Genomic DNA, 15,452 nt, shown 5'->3' with positions numbered 1-15,452 from the left:
TGTCAGTCCAGGCAGAACTCGTTGCCCTCGGGATCGGCCATCACGATGAACCCGGCGCTCATGGGCGGCTCCGGCTCGAAACGCCGCAGGCGGGTGGCTCCGAGGGCGACCAGGCGCTCGCATTCGGCTTCCAGGGCGGTCATGCGCTGCTCGCCCTGGAGGCCGGGCGCGGCCCGCACGTCGAGGTGGACGCGATTCTTGGCGACCTTGTCCTCGGGCACCCGCTGGAAGAACACACGCGGGCCTTCCCCGTCGGGGTCCTCGATCGCCGAGCGCGAATTGTGTTCCTCGGCAGGCACTCCGATACGAGTGAGGAACTCGTCCCACGCGGCGAGCGGGTCGGCGCCCTCGGGAAGTTCTACACCGGGCGGGCCGGGGTGCACGTAACCGAGCACTTCGCGCCAGAAGATCGACAGCGCTCGCGGGTCGTGCGCGTCGAAGGTGATCTGTACGTGGCGGCTCATGGGCATCCTTCCAGGGTTGCTTTCGCCGACTCCGTGACCACGTCGGCGATTTCGTGTCGAGAGCGTAGAGCACGCATCTGACGAAAAGCGCCGTTGCCTCGCTCGGTCAGGGCGGCGACCGCCCCCGTCACGAACTCGAAGTCGCCCGCCTCGCGCAACGCGGGACCGATCCGTTCGACGAGCTCGGCGAGCAATTCGCGATGCGGCAGCACCCGGCCCTCGATCGGGTCGAGCCCGTCACCGAAGTAGCCGGAGTGCGCGGCGTTCCAATACGCCGCGCGCAGTACTTCGCTCGGCACGGCCGTGGCGGGTTCGTCGTGGGCGATCGCGTCCAGTCCGGTGCTCACGATCCCCCGGATCAGCGCGGCGAGCAAAGCCGATTCCTCCGCCGTTGCGGGCACGTCGCTCACCCGGACCTCCACGGTGGGAAAGGATTCCGACAGACGGATGTCCCAATACACCATCTTGTTGTCGAGGATGCTTCCGCTGGCGAGCATCATCGCCACGATCGCCTCGTACTCGTCCAAGGAAGAGAAATACGGTGGCGGTCCCGCGCTCGGCCAGCGCCGCCACAGAATGCTGCGCCAGCTCGCGTACCCGGTCTCGCGGCCACGATAGATCGCCGAATTCGCGGTGAGCGAGAGCAGCACCGGCAACCACGGACGCACGTGGTTGCTCACCTGCACCGCCGTCGCCCGGTCGGGCACCCCGACGTGCACATGGCATCCGCACAGCCCCTGCTCGTGGGCGATCATGCCGAAGGTGTGGGCGATGCGCTGGTAGCGCGGCGTATCGGTGACCGGGTACCCCTCGGGGACAGTCGGCGGCACGGCGACCGCGAGCAGGGAGGCGTCGTGCTGTGCGGCGCATTCGGCGACCCGCCGGCGCGAGGTGCGCAGTTCGGTGAGCAGTTCACCGATGTCGGTGTGTACGCCGGTACTGGTCTCCACCTGACAGCTGGTCAGCTCGAGCTGCAGATCGATGCCTGCCTTCTCGGCGGTGGCGGCGACCTCGGTGTTCTTCGGTGCGGGCGCGCCGCTGACGGGGTCGGTGAGCAGGAACTCCTCTTCGACTCCGACAGTCGGTACCTGTGCTGGCCTACCCACGGCGATCCTCCTCCACCGGCGTGAACGAGCGTGCTGGGACGATACCCGCAGGTGAGTGAGCCAAACAACAGATACTTTGTGCACTAACTGTTCATGGACTAACCTGGCTGCGTGACCGAGATCGACGACCCGCTGCGGCTGGATCGGCAGGTGTGTTTCGCCCTCGCCGTGGCCAACCGCTCGGTCCTTGCCGTCTACCGCCCGCTGCTCGAGCCGATGGGCCTGACCCACCCGCAGTACCTGGTGATGCTCGCGCTGTGGGGCCAGACGCCGATGTCGGTCAAGGCCGTCGCCGATGCCGTCCAGCTCGATTCGGCCACGCTGTCACCGCTGCTCAAACGGCTCGAGTCCGCCGGGCTCATCACCCGCCGCCGCGACCCGAACAACGAGCGAACCCTGCTGATCGACCTCACCGCGGCAGGACGCGCACTGCGTACCGAGGCCGAACGCATTCCGCCCGCGGTGGTGGAACGACTCGGCGTGAGCCTGGCCGAACTGGAAGAACTGCGCGATGTGCTGGGCCGGGTGAACACGGCCGCACGCCGCGCCGAGGAATCGAGGCAGAACCGATGACCACCCCGAACCTCTGGCAGCGTCTGCGCTACATCGGCGGTGCCACCTTGCCGCCGTCGATGTCGGAGTGGGTGCTGGCCGACCTCACCGGCCCCGGCGCGACGCGACGCTATCTGCTGCGCATCCTGGTTCCGGTGCTGCCGCTGCTGTGCCTGTTCCTGTTGACGCCGGGGCCGCTGTGGATCGGGTTGTCGATGATGGCGCTGCTGTATCTGCCGCTGATCTACTTCACCGTCGCACTGGTGTACGTCTACCGCAGGCACCGGCTGGTCAGCCACGGGTTCGATCCCGAACTCGCCTTCGCGGCGCAACGTCGTCGCGCCGATGCCGACCGAGCCGCCTACGAGCAGCGCCATCGTCCCTGAATCACACTGCGGCCCCGCCGCTGTGCCGCATCCGGCTACTTCGGAACCAGCGCACCCGTGAGATCGGCCTCCTTGATGGGCGTGTCCGGGTTCGCCTGGGCACTGCACATCAGGTCGATCGCGCCGATCGACAAGTCGATGGTGTTCTGATCGATCTGCGCGTCCTCGCCCCGTTCCTGCTCGAGGAACTTGGTGACGGTGGTGCGCTTCTTTTCCGTGTCCTGCGCGGTGAATTCACTGCACGGGGTGTCCCCACCCTTGTTGACCGCCTTCTCCGCCTCGGCACACCCCGCCGCCAGCGTGCCGAGCGCGGCCACGGCGAGCGCCGTGGCGCAGGCCTTCCTCCGTAGCGTCATCGTTCGCCTTTCCTTCGCAAAGGGCCCGGCAATCCGGGCCTCGTTGCCCGCTTTACCCGAATTCGGCCGATCGAATACGACGACGGCTCGCCCGGGCGCGGCGCGCGTGACGGCCGGTGCGCCGGTGGGAGTGCGACAATCGGCGGAGAGTTCCGCCTGTACACAGTTCCATTCGGATGGCTTGGCCGTGACCTGCGTTCACGGTCGGCCCGCGAGGCACTCGTCTCGCCGCGGAGAGGATCGGACCGATGCATGAGGGTGGCGCGACAACCGACCGGCCGGACCTACCGGACGGCGACTCCGCGAGTAATGGGCAGGTCGTCCGCATCGCGTCGGTAGCGGCGCTCGGCGGTTTGCTCTTCGGCTACGACAGCGCCGTGATCAACGGCGCCGTCGCCGCGATTCAGGACGAATTCGACGTCGCCGACGCCGCGCTCGGCTTCGCCGTCGCCTCGGCACTGCTCGGCGCCGCGGCCGGTGCCATGACAGCGGGCCGCATCGCCGACCGCATCGGCCGCATCAAGGTCATGAAGATCGCCGCCCTGCTGTTCCTGATCAGTGCGATCGGCACGGCTTTCGCCCCCGACCTGTGGGTGCTGGTGCTCGGCCGTGTCATCGGCGGGCTCGGCGTCGGCGTGGCCTCGGTGATAGCGCCCGCCTATATCGCCGAGACCTCCCCCGCCAACATTCGCGGCCGGCTCGGTTCGCTGCAACAGCTCGCGATCGTGCTCGGTATCTTCTTGTCACTGCTGGTCGACTACGTCCTGGCGCATCTGGCGGGCGGCGCGGGCGAGCAGCTGTGGTTCGGGCTCGAAGCCTGGCGGTGGATGTTCCTGTCGATGGCGGTTCCGGCCGTGGTCTACGGCCTGCTCGCCTCGACGATCCCCGAATCCCCGCGCTTCCTCGTGGCGACCCATCGGATTCCCGAAGCACGCAGCGTGCTGTCGACGCTGTTCGGCCAGCGCAATCTCGAGGTCACCATCGGCCGCATCGAGCACAGCCTCGAGGGTGAGACCAAACCGTCGTGGCGCGATCTGAAGAATCCCGCGGGCAAGATCTACCCGATCGTCTGGATCGGCCTGATGCTCTCGGTGTTCCAGCAGGCGGTCGGCATCAACGTGATCTTCTACTACTCGAACGTGCTGTGGGAGGCAGTGGGTTTCGAGGAGTCCAGCTCGTTCCAGATCAGTGTGTTCACCTCGGTGGTCAATATCGCCACAACCATCGTGGCGATCATGCTGGTCGACAAGGTCGGGCGCAGACCGCTGCTGCTCACCGGTTCCATCGGCATGACCATCACCCTGGCCACCATGGCGGTGTGCTTCGGGACCGCGCCGCAGGTGCCCAATGCCGAGGGGGTACTCGAACCGCACCTGACCGGTGTCCCCGGTGTCCTCGCGCTCGTCGCGGCCAATCTGTTCGTGGTGTTCTTCGGGATGAGCTGGGGTCCGGTGGTCTGGGTGCTGCTCGGCGAGATGTTCCCCAATCGCATTCGCGGAGCGGCTCTCTCGCTCGCCGCCGCCGGTCAGTGGGCGGCCAACTGGGCGATCACGGTCAGCTTCCCCAGCCTGAAGACGTTCTCACTGGGTTTCGCCTACGGCATGTACGCGGTGTTCGCGCTGCTGTCGCTGTTGTTCGTCGCCAGGTTCGTGCCCGAGACCAAGGGCAAATCGCTCGAGGACATGGACGAGGCCACCGGCTACCAGCATCCGACCGCGACCGCCTGATCCGCACCTTCGATACCATCCCGGAGGGCCGCCATGAACCCGTGGACCGTGGTCGAGAACGAATGGGACCCGCACCGCGCCAATTACTTCGAGTCCATCTTCACCGTCGGTAACGGCCGCCTCGGTACCAGGGGCTCGCTCGAGGAGCGGCATACCGGCTCGCTGCCCGGCACATTTCTGGCCGGGGTGTACGACGCCTTCGACGCGCCGGTCGTCGACCTGGTGAATGCGCCGGACTGGCTGCTCACCGAGGTGTTCGCCGACGGAACCCGGCTCGACACCGAATCGGCGGCGGTGCTGCGTCATCACCGCGAGCTCGACCTGCGCCGCGGAGTCCTCACCCGCGAGACCGTATTCGCGCTGCCCGACGGTGCGCGATTCGTGCTGCGCACCGAACGTTTCGCGAGTATGGCCGATCGCGATCTGTGCTGCCTGCGGGTTCGGGTGACCGCCCTGGATCGCGCGGCCACGGTGACCATCCGCACCGGAATCGACGGGCACCGGCGCAACCGCGAACGACTGCCCACCTACCGTGAGGACACCGAGTTCGGATACGACCGCAAGTGGGACAAGTGGGCCCTGTCCACCCATTTGCGTTCCACCGGAACCGGATTCACCGAGAGCGTGGGAATGCTCGAATGCCGGACGATCGACAGCGGTGTCGACCTGGCCTACGCGTTGCGCACCGACCTGCCGACGACACCGCAGCGCCGCGTCGAGGTGCGCAGTCACGAGTCGATCGCGGTGGAAGTGGACTTCGCCGTGGCGGCGGGCGAGACGGTCGGCGTCGACAAATTCGTCGGCGTCGCGACCAGTCGCGATCCGGAAACCGCTGCGGCACCGGGCGTTCGGGCGCGAGCGACCGTCGCACGGGTCACCGATTTCGACCAGGCGAGCACTGCGAACGCGGCGGCGTGGGAACGGTTGTGGGCCGAATCGGACTGCGAGGTGGTCGGCGACGACCACGTCACCCAGGCCTTGCGCTTCGCCGTCTATCACCTGCTCATCGCCGCCAACCCCGACGACCCCACGGTGAGCATCGGCGCCAAATCCCTGTCCGGCGAAGGGTATCGCGGCCACGTCTTCTGGGACACCGAGATCATGCTGCTGCCGTTCTACCTGTTCACCCAGCCGCGGGCGGCTCGTGCCCTGCTCGGTTACCGCCACCACACCCTGCCCGGCGCCCGTGCGGTCGCCGCCGACAACGGCGCCACCGGTGCCCGGTTTCCGTGGGAATCGGCGGACACGGGCCGCGAGGAATGCCCGCAGTACACCCACGACGGCTCGGGCCGCTTCTACACCAGGGAGGAGGAACTGCACGTCACCGCCGATGTCGCGTACGCCGTCATCCGCTACACCGAGGTCACCGGCGACGACACGTACCTGTTCACCGAGGGCGCGCCGATCCTGTTCGAGACCGCCCGCTACTGGGTACAGCGATGCGAACCCGAGGGCGATGCGCTGGTATTGCGAACGGTGATGGGGCCGGACGAATTCCATTCCCACGTCGACAACAACGCCTTCACCAACCGGCTGGTGCGCTGGCACCTGGAACAGGCCGCGGCGGTCTATCGGCGGATGGCCGCCGAACAGCCGGAACTGCTTGCCGCCCATGCCGAAGCGTTGGCGCTGTCGGCGGCCGAAGCCGAGCAGTGGGTCGATGCGGCCCGGCGAATCCGCGTGCCGGTCGACCCCGACTGCGGGGTGATCGAGCAGTTCGACGGATATTTCGAGCGCACTGTCGTCCCGATCACCGAATGGGACGACAACGACATGCCTCGGTACCCGGCGGGTTTCGACCACTTCAACTGTGAGGACACGTCACTGCTCAAACAGCCCGACGTGGTGATGCTCATGCATCTGCTGCCCGAGGAGTACTCGCTGGAGACGCGCAGGCAGAACTACTCGTTCTACGAGGCGCGCACACTGCACAAGTCGTCGCTGAGCCCCTCCATCCATGCCATCGTCGGCTTGCGGGTGGGCGAGGCGGACACGGCCGAAAGATATTTCGGCCGTTCGGCATTCGTCGATCTCGACGACAATCAGGGCAATACGGAAGAGGGCATACACATCGCGTCGGCGGCGGGCACATGGCAGGTCGCCACGCACGGGTTCGGCGGGTTCCAGGCCACCCGCGACGGATTGCTGTTCGCCCCCGCGCTGCCCTCGTCGTGGCAGCGGTTGCGGTTCTCGGTGCACTGGCGCGGGCGAGTGGTGCGCGCCGACCTCGGTCACCACGACGCCCAGTTCGAGCTGATCGGTGACGGACCCGCCGAAACCATCAGCGTGTGGGGAGATCCGGTGCAGGTGTGGCCGGGTGAGGTCGTCGAGGTGCGTGCGCCCGAAAGCGTCGTCTCATGACCGAGCGGGTGGCCGTACAGCAGGCCGCCGCCGTGCTGTTCGACCTGGACGGGGTACTGACCGATACCGCTGCCGTGCACCGCCGCGCGTGGACCACGCTGTTCACCGAGTTCCTGCCACCACAGGTCGCGCCGTTCACCGATGACGACTACTACAACCTCGTCGACGGCAAACCACGGATCGACGGTGTGCGGGCGGTGCTGTCCTCGCGCGGGCTGCGACTACCCGACGGCACCGTCGACGACGTGCCCGAAGCAGCCACCGTGCACGGCCTCGGCAACCGGAAGAACGGGCGATTCACCGAGATCGTGCACCGCGACGGGGTCGATGTGTTCGACGGCTCGCTGCGTCTGGTCAACGCTCTTGCGGCGCTTCGGATACCGATGGGAGTGGTTTCCAGCTCGCGCAACGCGGTGCTGGTGCTCCAGACCGCCGGACTGCTCGACAGATTCGCGGTGATCGTCGACGGCGCCGTCGCCGCGCGTGACGGGCTCGCGGGCAAGCCCGATCCGGCGATGTTTCTCGCCGCCGCCGGAGCACTGGGTGTCGAGCCCACCGAGACGATCGTCATCGAGGACGCGGTATCGGGCGTCGAGGCAGGTCGTCGCGGCGGTTTCCGGGTGATCGGGGTCGATCGCGGCACGGGCCCGGCCGCCCTGCGTGCGGCGGGCGCCGATGTGGTGATCGGTGATCTGGCCGACCTTCTCACCTAGGCCCTGTTTGCGTTCGGTGGCCCCGGGTAGACGCTCCGTGGGTCCCAAGGATGGCCCATCGATCACCTGTGGTCGAGCGTTCTGTCCGGAAGGAATGCCATGAGCTTGGCAGACAAGGCGAAGAACAAGGCCGAAGAGCTGGCCGGCAAGGCCAAGGAAGCGACCGGCAAGGCCACCGACGACCGCGATCTGCAGAACGAGGGCCGCGGCGACCAGGCCAAGTCCAACCTGAAGGATGCCGGCGAGAAGGTCAAGGACGCTTTCCGCGACTGATCCGGCTCCCCTTTTCGAACTGTGGCCCCCAGCTGACAAGCGGGGGCCACAGTTGTATTCCTTGACAGGAATATTCTTCATAGTGAATACTTCTGGCCATGGAAGAGATCGCAGCCGCACTCGGCGACAGCGCACGGTGGCGCATCGTCGAACTCCTCGCGCAGCGGCCTCGGTCGGTCGGCGAACTCGCCACCCACACCGGGTTGCGTCAGCCGCAGACGACCAAGCACCTCCAAACGCTCGCCAAAGCGGGCCTCGTCTCGGTGTTCCCGCTCGGGCAGCGCCGGGTCTACGCCGTGGAACCCGGCCCGTTGCGGGAGCTCGACAATCGGTTGCGCGCGATGCTCGCGACCATCGAGGAGCACGCCGGCGAGCGGGATGTGGTGGAGCGCTATCTGGCCGCGATCGAAGCCGAAACCGCTGCAGCACAGCATGATCGGTGGGCCGACGGGCGCAGCTTCACCTTCGAGCGGACCTTCGGGATCGCGCCCGAGATGCTGTGGCGGCACTGGGTGGATCCGGATCTGCTCGCCCAGTGGTGGGTGCCGCCGTCGATGACCGTCACCGACTGCCGGATCGAGCCGTTTCCCGGCGGTCAGGTGGTGCTCGACTACCGCGACGACGACGGCGGGCGTTACCGGTCGGCCGGACGAGTCGTCGAGGCCGACGAACCCCACCGCCTCGCCTTCGACCTGTCGGTACTCGACGCGGCAGGCGAAGTCTCCTTCACCGGCCACTACACCCTCGGTTTCGAGCACGACGGGTCCGGGACCCGCTTCCGGCTCGACCTCGTCGTCGCCGAAACCACGGTGGCGGCAGCCTCTTTCATCGCCGGTATCGAAACCGGCTGGTCCCAGGTCCTCGACAACCTCGACAGGAAAGCCCGATCATGAGCACTCGCCGCGTCACCACCAACATCAGCCTCACCCTCGACGGCCGCTACCACGGACCGGCCGGCCCGGCCGATCTCGGCGCCATCGTCACCTACGCGAGCACCGAAACCGCCCGCGACTACCTCAGCGGAATTCACACCGACGCCACAACCGCGGTTGCCGGGCGCAGCAACGCCGAGGGATTCCTCGGCTACTGGCCGACCGTCGCCGCCGACGAGAACGCCGACCCGCGCGACCGCGCCTACGCGAAGTGGCTCGTCGACGTGGACAAGGTGGTGCTGTCTAGCACGCTCACCGAATCACCCTGGGAGCGAACGCGCGTCGTGAACGCGCCCGCCGCCGAGGTGATCACCGAATTGAAGAGCTCCGGCACCGGCGACATCCTGGTCAACACCAGTCCGACGATCGTGGCCGACCTGCTCGCCGCCGATCTGATCGACCGCCTGCACCTGATGATCGTTCCCGAGATCGCCGGGGGCGGCGCGCTGTTCTTCACCGACGGGCTGCCGGCTTCCCGGTGGACACTGACCAGCCACACCGCCGGTACATCCGGCGAGCTCGCCCTCGTGTACGACCGCGCACGCTGAACCGACCGCTACGGCCGCGGCGCCACGTCACCGAGCGCGCTGAGCACGAACTCGTTCACGGGGTCCGTGCGTTCCAGATGGACCAGGTGCCCCGCTCCCGGAACCTGCACTACCGCACGGAGATCGGTCACATTGGCGCGCAGCGTGGCCAGCGGGTCGCGGCCGCTGAAGCCCTCCATGTCGGGGTCGTTCTCGCCGTAGAGGAAGTAGGTCGGGACGGTCACGGGACGGTCGGCCAGCGACTCGGTGAGGTACCAGTTGCGGTCGAGGTTGCGATACCAGTTGAGGCCGCCGGTGAACCCGGTGCGCTCGAATTCGGTAGCCAGCGTGTCGAATTCGGACTCGGTGAGCCAGGACCACGGCAGGTCGGGGGCTTTCGGCAGAACATCGAGATAGCCGAGCCCCGGTGGGTTCTTCCAGGTGTCGAGGTAGTGGTAGTCCCCGGAGAGCGAGTAGTAGACCCTCGCCAGGAATTCGCGGGGACGCTCGGCGAGTTCGGCGTCGGCCCGACCGGGTTCCTGGAAATAGGACAGGTGCAGGAAGTGGCGCTGAGCGGCCTTGGTCCAGAAATCGGACGGCGGACGGGGTGGACGCGGCGCGAAGGGATTGTTCAGCACCACCGCGGCGGCCACCCGTTCGGGCGCACGCAACGACAACTCCCACACCAGCTGGGCACCGAAGTCGAGGCCGACGAAAACCGCCTGCCGCGCGCCGATGTCGTCGAGCAGGGCGAGCAGATCGCCGATCACGGCGGCATTCGTGTACGCCTCGACGTCGTCGGGCGCGTGTGTGCGTCCGTAGCCGCGCAGATCGGGCGCGATCGCGTGGAAGCCCGCCTCGGCGACGGCCGCGAGCTGGCGGTGCCAGATGTAGCCGGTGTGGGGGAAGCCGTGGCAGAACACCACCGGATACCCCTGCCCCTGCTCGGTCACATGTAACCGGACGTCGCCGGCGTCCAGGAATCGATGCCGAAGTTCCACCAGCGCCTCCAAAAATCTAGAACGTGTTCCTATTTCAAGGTAGTGTCCCGAGGCCATGAGCGGAACACCCAGGATTCTCGGCGGACGGGTCGCGGTAGTGACCGGAGCCAGCCGTGGCATCGGCAAAGGCATTGCCCAGGAACTCGGTGCGGCGGGGGCGACGGTGTACGTCACCGGCCGCACGACCACCGCGGGCAGGCTCCCCGGCACCGTGCACGACACCGCCGCCGAGGTGACCGCCCTCGGCGGGCTCGGCGTGGCGGTGGTCTGCGATCATCGCGACGACGGGGCCGTCGAGGAACTGTTCACGCGGGTGCGCGCCGAACAAGGGCGCCTCGACGTGCTGGTGAACAATGTCTACAACTCCCCCGCCGCCGCCCGCTGGCTCGGCCGCAAATTCTGGGAGGTGCCGCCTGCGGCCTGGGACGAGACCTTCGACATCGGCGTCCGCTCCCATTACGCGGCAAGCGTTTTCGCGGCGCCCCTGCTGATGGAGTCGAAGGGTTTGATCGCCAATATCTCCTCCCCCGGTTCGCAGCGCTACCTGCACAACGCGGTGTACGGGGTCGCCAAGACCGCCCTCGACCGGCTCACCGCCGACCTCGCCCACGATCTCGACGGCACCGCGACCACCGCGGTATCGCTCTGGCCCGGCATCGTGAATACCGAACTGCTGCAAATGGTTCCCGCCGACGACCAGGGCCGTCGCCTGGTGACCTTGCCCGGCGAGGGAACCTTCGACCTGAACGCCGCCGAGACACCGAGGTTCCCCGGCCGGGCCGTTGTCGCCCTCGCCGCCGACCCCGACCGGCTCGCACGCACCGGAAAAGCGTGGAAGGTCGCCGATCTGGCCGAGCAGTACGGATTCACCGACGTGGACGGCCGCATTCCCCGCAACGATCCCTAGCCTGTCCACGCGCGCAGTTTCTCCGGATTCCGCATCACCCAGATCCGGCTGATCCGATCCTCGACGATGTCGAACGAGTAGACCGAGACGACCTTCCCGTCGGCCTCGGCGACCAGACCGAGCTGCCCGTTCACCATGCGCTCCACCAGCACCACTGTCGACAACCGCGTGGCGATGTCGATCCACGCCGTCGCGATCTCGCCGCGGCCGACCAGCGGCTCCCGGAACGCGGGAACCAGCCCACCGCTGTCCGCCGTAGCGACCGCGGCCGGGTCGAGCAACCCGACGAGCGCCTCGATATCGCCCGCCTCCCAGGCCCGTTTGAAGTTCCGCACCAGCTCGGCACGCGCGGTTTCGGGTGGGCGAGGCGAGGTATCGATGCGGCGGCGGGCGCTCGAGGCGAGCTGACGGCACGCGGCCGGGGTGCGCCCGACCACTTCGGCCACTTCGGCGAAGGAGTAGCGGAACACGTCGTGCAGTACGAAGGCCACCCGCTCGGCGGGGGTCATGGAGTCGAGCACGACGAGGAAGGCCATGCTGATCGACTCGTCGAGCGTCACCCGGTCGGCGGGGTCGGGCGCTGCGGTACCGCCGAAAAAGTCGGAGCGGCCGGGAAGGGGTTCCGGAATCCATTCGCCCACATAGCGTTCCCGGCGGGCGCGGGCGGAGCCGAGCAGGTCGAGACAGATGCGCCCTGCCACCGTCGTCAGCCAGGCGCCGGGCGTGGTCACCTCGGCGCGGCGCTGTTCGCTCATCGCGTACCAGCGCGCATAGGTCTCCTGCACCACGTCCTCGGCCTCGGCCAGCGATCCGAGCAGCCGGTACGCCAGATTGAGCAACTGGCGGCGCTCACTCATCACCTCGGACAGGTGGGGGTCGGTCATGATCGGCTCCTCGCGGTCGGTTCCCTCACCATGACCGACGAAACAGCGCCCCGATCTGTGAGGCCTGACATTTCCGGCGTCCGCGTCGTCGGAAGGACATGATCAGAATCGGCATCATTCTCGGCAGCACCCGATCCAACCGCAACGGAGTCCAGGTCGCCCGGTGGGTGCTGGATTCGGCATCGCGACGCGGCGACGCCGAATTCGAGCTCGTCGACCTGCGCGACCACCCGCTCCCGCACTTCGACGAGACGTCGCCCCCGATGTTCGGCCCGTCGGAGAACGAACACACCCGCGCCTGGGCTGCCCGGATCGCGCCGTTCGACGGGTTCGTCATCGTCACCCCCGAGTACAACGGCGGCATCCCCGGCGTCCTGAAGAACGCCCTCGACCACGCCTTCGCGGAATGGACCGACAAGGCCGTCGCCTTCGTCGGGTACGGCGTCAACGGCGGCGCCCGCTCGGTGGTGCAGTTGCGCACCGTGTGCGGGACGCTGGGGATGGCCGACATCGGCCATTCGGTCTCGATCGGCGTACTCACCGATTTCGAGAACGCCACGACCTTCGTCGCGCGTGAGCACCACGACCTCGCGTTGCGCAAGACGCTGGACCAGCTCGTCTCGTGGACAACAGCCCTGGCGCCGCTGCGGTGGCCTACCGACGAAACCGCCGAGATCCGCGCACAGATCGACCGGCTGGTCGAGCGCCTGCGCAACAAGGACCTCGAGGGCATCGGCGCGCTCTACACCGACGACGCTGTCTCGTTCGATATCGAGCCGCCCCTGCAACACCGGGGCAGGGCGGCGAAGCTGGAGAACTGGGCGCGAGTGTTCCAGGTGTTCGACACCCTGAGCTACGAGTTCCGCGACCTGACCTTCACGACCGGTACCGACGTGGCGTACGGGCACGGCTTCGGCAGGCTGCGCGGCACACTGCGCGACGGCGCTGTCACCGACGGCATGTGGGTGCGCGCGACGCTGTGCCTGCGCAAGGTCGGTGGCAGCTGGTTGATCGCCCACGACCAGGTCTCGGTGCCGCTCGATATCCCGAGCGGTAAGGCGCTCACCGACCTGGAGCCCTGACGGTCAGCCGCCGGCCGCGGCGCGGCTCTTGCCGACGGCCAGGTCCGACAGCCGGTCGAGGGTTTCGCGGTTGCGTGGGGTCAGCAGCAACTCCTGCGCGGCGCGTGGGACGAGCTTGCCCGGCCCACGCACCGCCAGTTCGCCCATCCGCACCTCGGTGGTTGCCGGGGCGACCTCGTGCAGTTCGAAGCGGATGACGGCCGCGCCCATCGGCCACAACCGCGCGTCGAGTTCGAGGGTGTGTGGTGCCTCCGATGCCCGCACTTCGGTGGTGTCCTCGATGACGAGCGGCCACGGCCCGACGCTGTGGTGGATGCGGGTGCCGACCGCGGGCCAGCCCTTGTCGACGCGGCGGATGTGGGAGGCGCCCACCACCCACCCCGAATACGACCAGCCGTCGGCGAGTACCGCGAAGACGTCGTCCACTCCGGCGGGCACGGTGAGTTGCACCCAGATCATGTCGTCGTGCACGGCTCCTCCTACACGCTGTCGACGAGGGCGTCGTGCCCGGCGCGGCGGGCACAGTTGGCGCAACAGAAGACGGTCTGTCCGGCCTCGACCCCGTGGCCGAGAACCCGGCATCCGCAGTGCGCGCAGTCGGGGGCCAGCTTCGATGCCGCGCATTCGATGCTGTCGAATGTCCAGCTCTGCCCGTCGCGGCTCACGGTGAACGCGCGCGCGTAGTCGTTGCCACACGTCTCACAGACGGCCATGCTTCACCTCTTTCGGATCGGTGGACAGCGGGCGTTTACCCGGTGCGGCCGAACCGAACCGACCTTTTGGTTGAAATCCTGCGAAACGGATATTCGCCGATCACAGAGCTCGTTGCCCGAACCGGTGAAGGTGGGTGGTCGACATGTCCGCAAGCAGGTCGAACAATGCGACGATGCCGTCGGACATCTCCGACCACAAGACCTTCTTCGACCGTTTCGCCACGGCGGCAAGCAATTTCGCGTCCAAGGCGTGGTTCTTCGCCGCCTGCCTCGTGCTGGTCCTGATCTGGGCGCCCTCGGTGTTCCTGTTCCCCAGCATCGACACCTGGCAACTGGTGATCAACACGGCCACCACCATCGTCACCTTCCTGCTCGTGGCGCTGCTGCAGAACACCCAGGCCCGCAACGACGACGCCGCCCAGCACAAGCTCAACGCGCTCGCCGCGGGTCTCGCCGCGCTGATGGGCGAGCTGAGCAACGAGTATCCGGCCCTGGCCAGGGAACGCGAGGAACTGACCGACGCCGTGGGACTGGAAGATCGCGAGAGCAGCGAATAGTTCAGTCCGTCTCCGGCCCCTTCCGGTAGACGAGCGGCTGGATCACCCACAGCGCGAGGAAGATGATCGAGGCCACCACACCAGCGATGATGCCCGCCGGCGTCCCGGCCACCACATCGAAGATCAGCACCGCGATGCCGGTGAGCGCCACCCCGAGCAGGGCGATACCGCCCAGCGCGAGCCGGTGCGCGCCGGTGACCAGGGCATCGAGCCGGTGCCTGCGGAACAACAGCCGATGCAGCGCCACCGGGGCGACCAGCAGGGCGGTCGCGGCGATCGATGCAGTGACGACGACGAGGTACACCACCCGCAATTCCGTGCTGAGGGCGTCGAAATGGGACTGGAACGGCAAGGTCAGCAAGATACCGGTGAGCACCTGCACACCGGTCTGCAGCACCCGCAGTTCCTGCAGCAAGGAGGCCCAGTTGCGGTCGAGACGCTGAATGGTGTTCTCGCCACGCACCCGTCGATTCCAGTCGGTGTCATCGCCGTCCATCACCGCTCCTCGTCGCCCGGGCCGACGCCCTCTTGATGCGCATACCCGGCGCACACCGCCCGAATCCCGCCACCGACCGGCGTACCCATGATTGAGCGGCGCGCGGCCGGGTAGTGCGACGGTGTGGTCGAGAACAACGGCCACATGCCAGAAGACCAGACGACACGAGGAGGGCATCCATGCCTGACCCGAACAACCCTGGACAGTTCGGCAACCGAAACGACACCCAGGAGCAGGCGGCCCGTGGCGGCCACGCCAGCAGCGGCAGCTTCGGCGATCGCAATTCCGCCGACCCGCGCGAGGCAGGCCGCAAGGGCGCCCAGGCGCAGCCCACCGAGGCCAAGCGCGAGGGCGGTCAGCACAGCCACGGCGGCCGCTGACTCTCTGCTACCGACCCCGGGCCTGGCACGATGCC

20 protein-coding genes are annotated in these 15,452 nt (G+C 67.6%); 12 read left to right on the top strand and 8 right to left on the bottom strand.

Annotated features, from left to right (window positions below):
* Nucleotides 1–2: 2 nt before the first annotated feature.
* Both ACWEVR_RS19785 and ACWEVR_RS19780 read right to left on the bottom strand, forming a co-directional pair.
* On the bottom strand, nt 3–464 hold the full coding sequence (locus ACWEVR_RS19785) for a VOC family protein (RefSeq protein ID WP_439268670.1): 462 nt from the start codon (nt 462–464) through the stop codon (nt 3–5).
* Nucleotides 461–1,570: a glutamate--cysteine ligase 2 gene (locus tag ACWEVR_RS19780; RefSeq protein WP_452468119.1), complete on the bottom strand. Its 1,110-nt coding sequence runs from the start codon at nt 1,568–1,570 to the stop codon at nt 461–463. Before ACWEVR_RS19780 ends, ACWEVR_RS19785 begins: the two co-directional genes overlap by 4 nt.
* Nucleotides 1,571–1,681: 111 nt before the next feature.
* On the opposite strand from ACWEVR_RS19780, the gene ACWEVR_RS19775 reads away from it, so the two are divergent.
* Nucleotides 1,682–2,143, top strand: a complete 462-nt coding sequence (locus ACWEVR_RS19775; protein WP_452468118.1) for a MarR family winged helix-turn-helix transcriptional regulator — start codon at nt 1,682–1,684, stop codon at nt 2,141–2,143.
* A complete protein-coding gene (locus ACWEVR_RS19770; RefSeq protein WP_452468117.1) occupies nt 2,140–2,508 on the top strand; it encodes a DUF5313 family protein in 369 nt (122 codons plus the stop codon). Before ACWEVR_RS19775 ends, ACWEVR_RS19770 begins: the two co-directional genes overlap by 4 nt.
* Before the next feature lie 35 nt (nt 2,509–2,543).
* Here the strand turns inward: ACWEVR_RS19770 and ACWEVR_RS19765 are convergent, their stop codons facing one another.
* Entirely contained in the window at nt 2,544–2,864 is a 321-nt protein-coding gene (locus ACWEVR_RS19765; RefSeq protein WP_067494023.1) for a hypothetical protein, read from the bottom strand.
* 248 nt (nt 2,865–3,112) lie between these two features.
* Between ACWEVR_RS19765 and ACWEVR_RS19760 the strand changes: the two genes are divergently transcribed.
* The 6 genes from ACWEVR_RS19760 (at nt 3,113) to ACWEVR_RS19735 (ending at nt 9,418) form a co-directional block, all read left to right on the top strand.
* Nucleotides 3,113–4,591 (top strand): sugar porter family MFS transporter, encoded by a 1,479-nt coding sequence (locus ACWEVR_RS19760; protein ID WP_067494021.1) that lies wholly within the window; start codon nt 3,113–3,115, stop codon nt 4,589–4,591.
* Nucleotides 4,592–4,624: 33 nt separating this feature from the next.
* Nucleotides 4,625–6,952 carry a glycoside hydrolase family 65 protein gene (locus ACWEVR_RS19755; protein WP_452468116.1) on the top strand — a complete coding sequence of 776 codons (2,328 nt, stop codon included), beginning with the start codon at nt 4,625–4,627 and terminating at the stop codon, nt 6,950–6,952.
* On the top strand, nt 6,949–7,665 hold the full coding sequence (locus tag ACWEVR_RS19750; protein ID WP_452468115.1) for an HAD family hydrolase: 717 nt from the start codon (nt 6,949–6,951) through the stop codon (nt 7,663–7,665). Before ACWEVR_RS19755 ends, ACWEVR_RS19750 begins: the two co-directional genes overlap by 4 nt.
* Nucleotides 7,666–7,764: 99 nt before the next feature.
* Nucleotides 7,765–7,938 carry a CsbD family protein gene (locus tag ACWEVR_RS19745; protein WP_067494014.1) on the top strand — a complete coding sequence of 58 codons (174 nt, stop codon included), beginning with the start codon at nt 7,765–7,767 and terminating at the stop codon, nt 7,936–7,938.
* A 98-nt stretch (nt 7,939–8,036) separates the two neighbouring features.
* The gene (locus tag ACWEVR_RS19740; protein ID WP_452468114.1) at nt 8,037–8,831 is read left to right on the top strand and encodes a metalloregulator ArsR/SmtB family transcription factor; all 795 of its coding nucleotides are present in this window, start codon (nt 8,037–8,039) and stop codon (nt 8,829–8,831) included.
* Nucleotides 8,828–9,418 (top strand): dihydrofolate reductase family protein, encoded by a 591-nt coding sequence (locus ACWEVR_RS19735; RefSeq protein WP_452468113.1) that lies wholly within the window; start codon nt 8,828–8,830, stop codon nt 9,416–9,418. The genes ACWEVR_RS19740 and ACWEVR_RS19735 overlap by 4 nt, the downstream gene beginning before the upstream one ends.
* Before the next feature lie 8 nt (nt 9,419–9,426).
* On the opposite strand, the gene ACWEVR_RS19730 is transcribed toward ACWEVR_RS19735, so the two are convergent.
* Nucleotides 9,427–10,401, bottom strand: coding sequence for an alpha/beta fold hydrolase (locus ACWEVR_RS19730; protein WP_452468302.1), 975 nt, complete (start codon nt 10,399–10,401; stop codon nt 9,427–9,429).
* 52 nt (nt 10,402–10,453) lie between these two features.
* Here ACWEVR_RS19730 and ACWEVR_RS19725 point away from each other — a divergent pair, with 52 nt between their 5' ends.
* Nucleotides 10,454–11,305: an SDR family NAD(P)-dependent oxidoreductase gene (locus tag ACWEVR_RS19725; protein WP_452468112.1), complete on the top strand. Its 852-nt coding sequence runs from the start codon at nt 10,454–10,456 to the stop codon at nt 11,303–11,305.
* Here ACWEVR_RS19725 and sigJ read toward each other — a convergent pair.
* Nucleotides 11,302–12,189: an RNA polymerase sigma factor SigJ gene (gene sigJ, locus ACWEVR_RS19720; RefSeq protein ID WP_452468111.1), complete on the bottom strand. Its 888-nt coding sequence runs from the start codon at nt 12,187–12,189 to the stop codon at nt 11,302–11,304. The two genes, ACWEVR_RS19725 and sigJ, sit on opposite strands and share 4 nt — an antisense overlap.
* Nucleotides 12,190–12,287: 98 nt before the next feature.
* On the opposite strand from sigJ, the gene ACWEVR_RS19715 reads away from it, so the two are divergent.
* On the top strand, nt 12,288–13,271 hold the full coding sequence (locus ACWEVR_RS19715; RefSeq protein ID WP_452468110.1) for an NAD(P)H-dependent oxidoreductase: 984 nt from the start codon (nt 12,288–12,290) through the stop codon (nt 13,269–13,271).
* Nucleotides 13,272–13,274: 3 nt separating this feature from the next.
* On the opposite strand, the gene ACWEVR_RS19710 is transcribed toward ACWEVR_RS19715, so the two are convergent.
* Nucleotides 13,275–13,742: an SRPBCC family protein gene (locus ACWEVR_RS19710; protein ID WP_452468109.1), complete on the bottom strand. Its 468-nt coding sequence runs from the start codon at nt 13,740–13,742 to the stop codon at nt 13,275–13,277.
* An 8-nt stretch (nt 13,743–13,750) separates the two neighbouring features.
* Complete coding sequence (locus ACWEVR_RS19705) at nt 13,751–13,984, bottom strand: hypothetical protein (protein ID WP_067493989.1); 234 nt, start codon at nt 13,982–13,984, stop codon at nt 13,751–13,753.
* A gap of 143 nt (nt 13,985–14,127) precedes the next feature.
* Between ACWEVR_RS19705 and ACWEVR_RS19700 the strand changes: the two genes are divergently transcribed.
* Nucleotides 14,128–14,541 (top strand): low affinity iron permease family protein, encoded by a 414-nt coding sequence (locus tag ACWEVR_RS19700; protein WP_452468108.1) that lies wholly within the window; start codon nt 14,128–14,130, stop codon nt 14,539–14,541.
* 1 nt (nt 14,542) lies between these two features.
* On the opposite strand, the gene ACWEVR_RS19695 is transcribed toward ACWEVR_RS19700, so the two are convergent.
* A complete protein-coding gene (locus tag ACWEVR_RS19695; RefSeq protein WP_452468107.1) occupies nt 14,543–15,037 on the bottom strand; it encodes a DUF6328 family protein in 495 nt (164 codons plus the stop codon).
* Between the two features lie 179 nt (nt 15,038–15,216).
* On the opposite strand from ACWEVR_RS19695, the gene ACWEVR_RS19690 reads away from it, so the two are divergent.
* Entirely contained in the window at nt 15,217–15,417 is a 201-nt protein-coding gene (locus tag ACWEVR_RS19690) for a hypothetical protein (protein ID WP_067493983.1), read from the top strand.
* The last annotated feature ends 35 nt before the right edge of the window (nt 15,418–15,452 follow it).

This window comes from Nocardia sp. NPDC003979 (assembly GCF_053605015.1).
This window is presented reverse-complemented; position numbering and strand designations above follow the sequence as displayed.

What these genes read in the sequence shown, in the direction of transcription:
- ACWEVR_RS19785 (WP_439268670.1), bottom strand. Translation starts at nt 464, where the DNA reads ATGAGCCGCCACGTACAGATCACCTTCGACGCGCACGACCCGCGAGCG.
- ACWEVR_RS19770 (WP_452468117.1), top strand. Translation starts at nt 2,140, where the DNA reads ATGACCACCCCGAACCTCTGGCAGCGTCTGCGCTACATCGGCGGTGCC.
- ACWEVR_RS19765 (WP_067494023.1), bottom strand. Translation starts at nt 2,864, where the DNA reads ATGACGCTACGGAGGAAGGCCTGCGCCACGGCGCTCGCCGTGGCCGCG.
- ACWEVR_RS19760 (WP_067494021.1), top strand. Translation starts at nt 3,113, where the DNA reads ATGCATGAGGGTGGCGCGACAACCGACCGGCCGGACCTACCGGACGGC.
- ACWEVR_RS19755 (WP_452468116.1), top strand. Translation starts at nt 4,625, where the DNA reads ATGAACCCGTGGACCGTGGTCGAGAACGAATGGGACCCGCACCGCGCC.
- ACWEVR_RS19750 (WP_452468115.1), top strand. Translation starts at nt 6,949, where the DNA reads ATGACCGAGCGGGTGGCCGTACAGCAGGCCGCCGCCGTGCTGTTCGAC.
- ACWEVR_RS19745 (WP_067494014.1), top strand. Translation starts at nt 7,765, where the DNA reads ATGAGCTTGGCAGACAAGGCGAAGAACAAGGCCGAAGAGCTGGCCGGC.
- ACWEVR_RS19740 (WP_452468114.1), top strand. Translation starts at nt 8,037, where the DNA reads ATGGAAGAGATCGCAGCCGCACTCGGCGACAGCGCACGGTGGCGCATC.
- ACWEVR_RS19735 (WP_452468113.1), top strand. Translation starts at nt 8,828, where the DNA reads ATGAGCACTCGCCGCGTCACCACCAACATCAGCCTCACCCTCGACGGC.
- ACWEVR_RS19725 (WP_452468112.1), top strand. Translation starts at nt 10,454, where the DNA reads ATGAGCGGAACACCCAGGATTCTCGGCGGACGGGTCGCGGTAGTGACC.
- sigJ (WP_452468111.1), bottom strand. Translation starts at nt 12,189, where the DNA reads ATGACCGACCCCCACCTGTCCGAGGTGATGAGTGAGCGCCGCCAGTTG.
- ACWEVR_RS19715 (WP_452468110.1), top strand. Translation starts at nt 12,288, where the DNA reads ATGATCAGAATCGGCATCATTCTCGGCAGCACCCGATCCAACCGCAAC.
- ACWEVR_RS19705 (WP_067493989.1), bottom strand. Translation starts at nt 13,984, where the DNA reads ATGGCCGTCTGTGAGACGTGTGGCAACGACTACGCGCGCGCGTTCACC.
- ACWEVR_RS19700 (WP_452468108.1), top strand. Translation starts at nt 14,128, where the DNA reads ATGTCCGCAAGCAGGTCGAACAATGCGACGATGCCGTCGGACATCTCC.
- ACWEVR_RS19695 (WP_452468107.1), bottom strand. Translation starts at nt 15,037, where the DNA reads ATGGACGGCGATGACACCGACTGGAATCGACGGGTGCGTGGCGAGAAC.
- ACWEVR_RS19690 (WP_067493983.1), top strand. Translation starts at nt 15,217, where the DNA reads ATGCCTGACCCGAACAACCCTGGACAGTTCGGCAACCGAAACGACACC.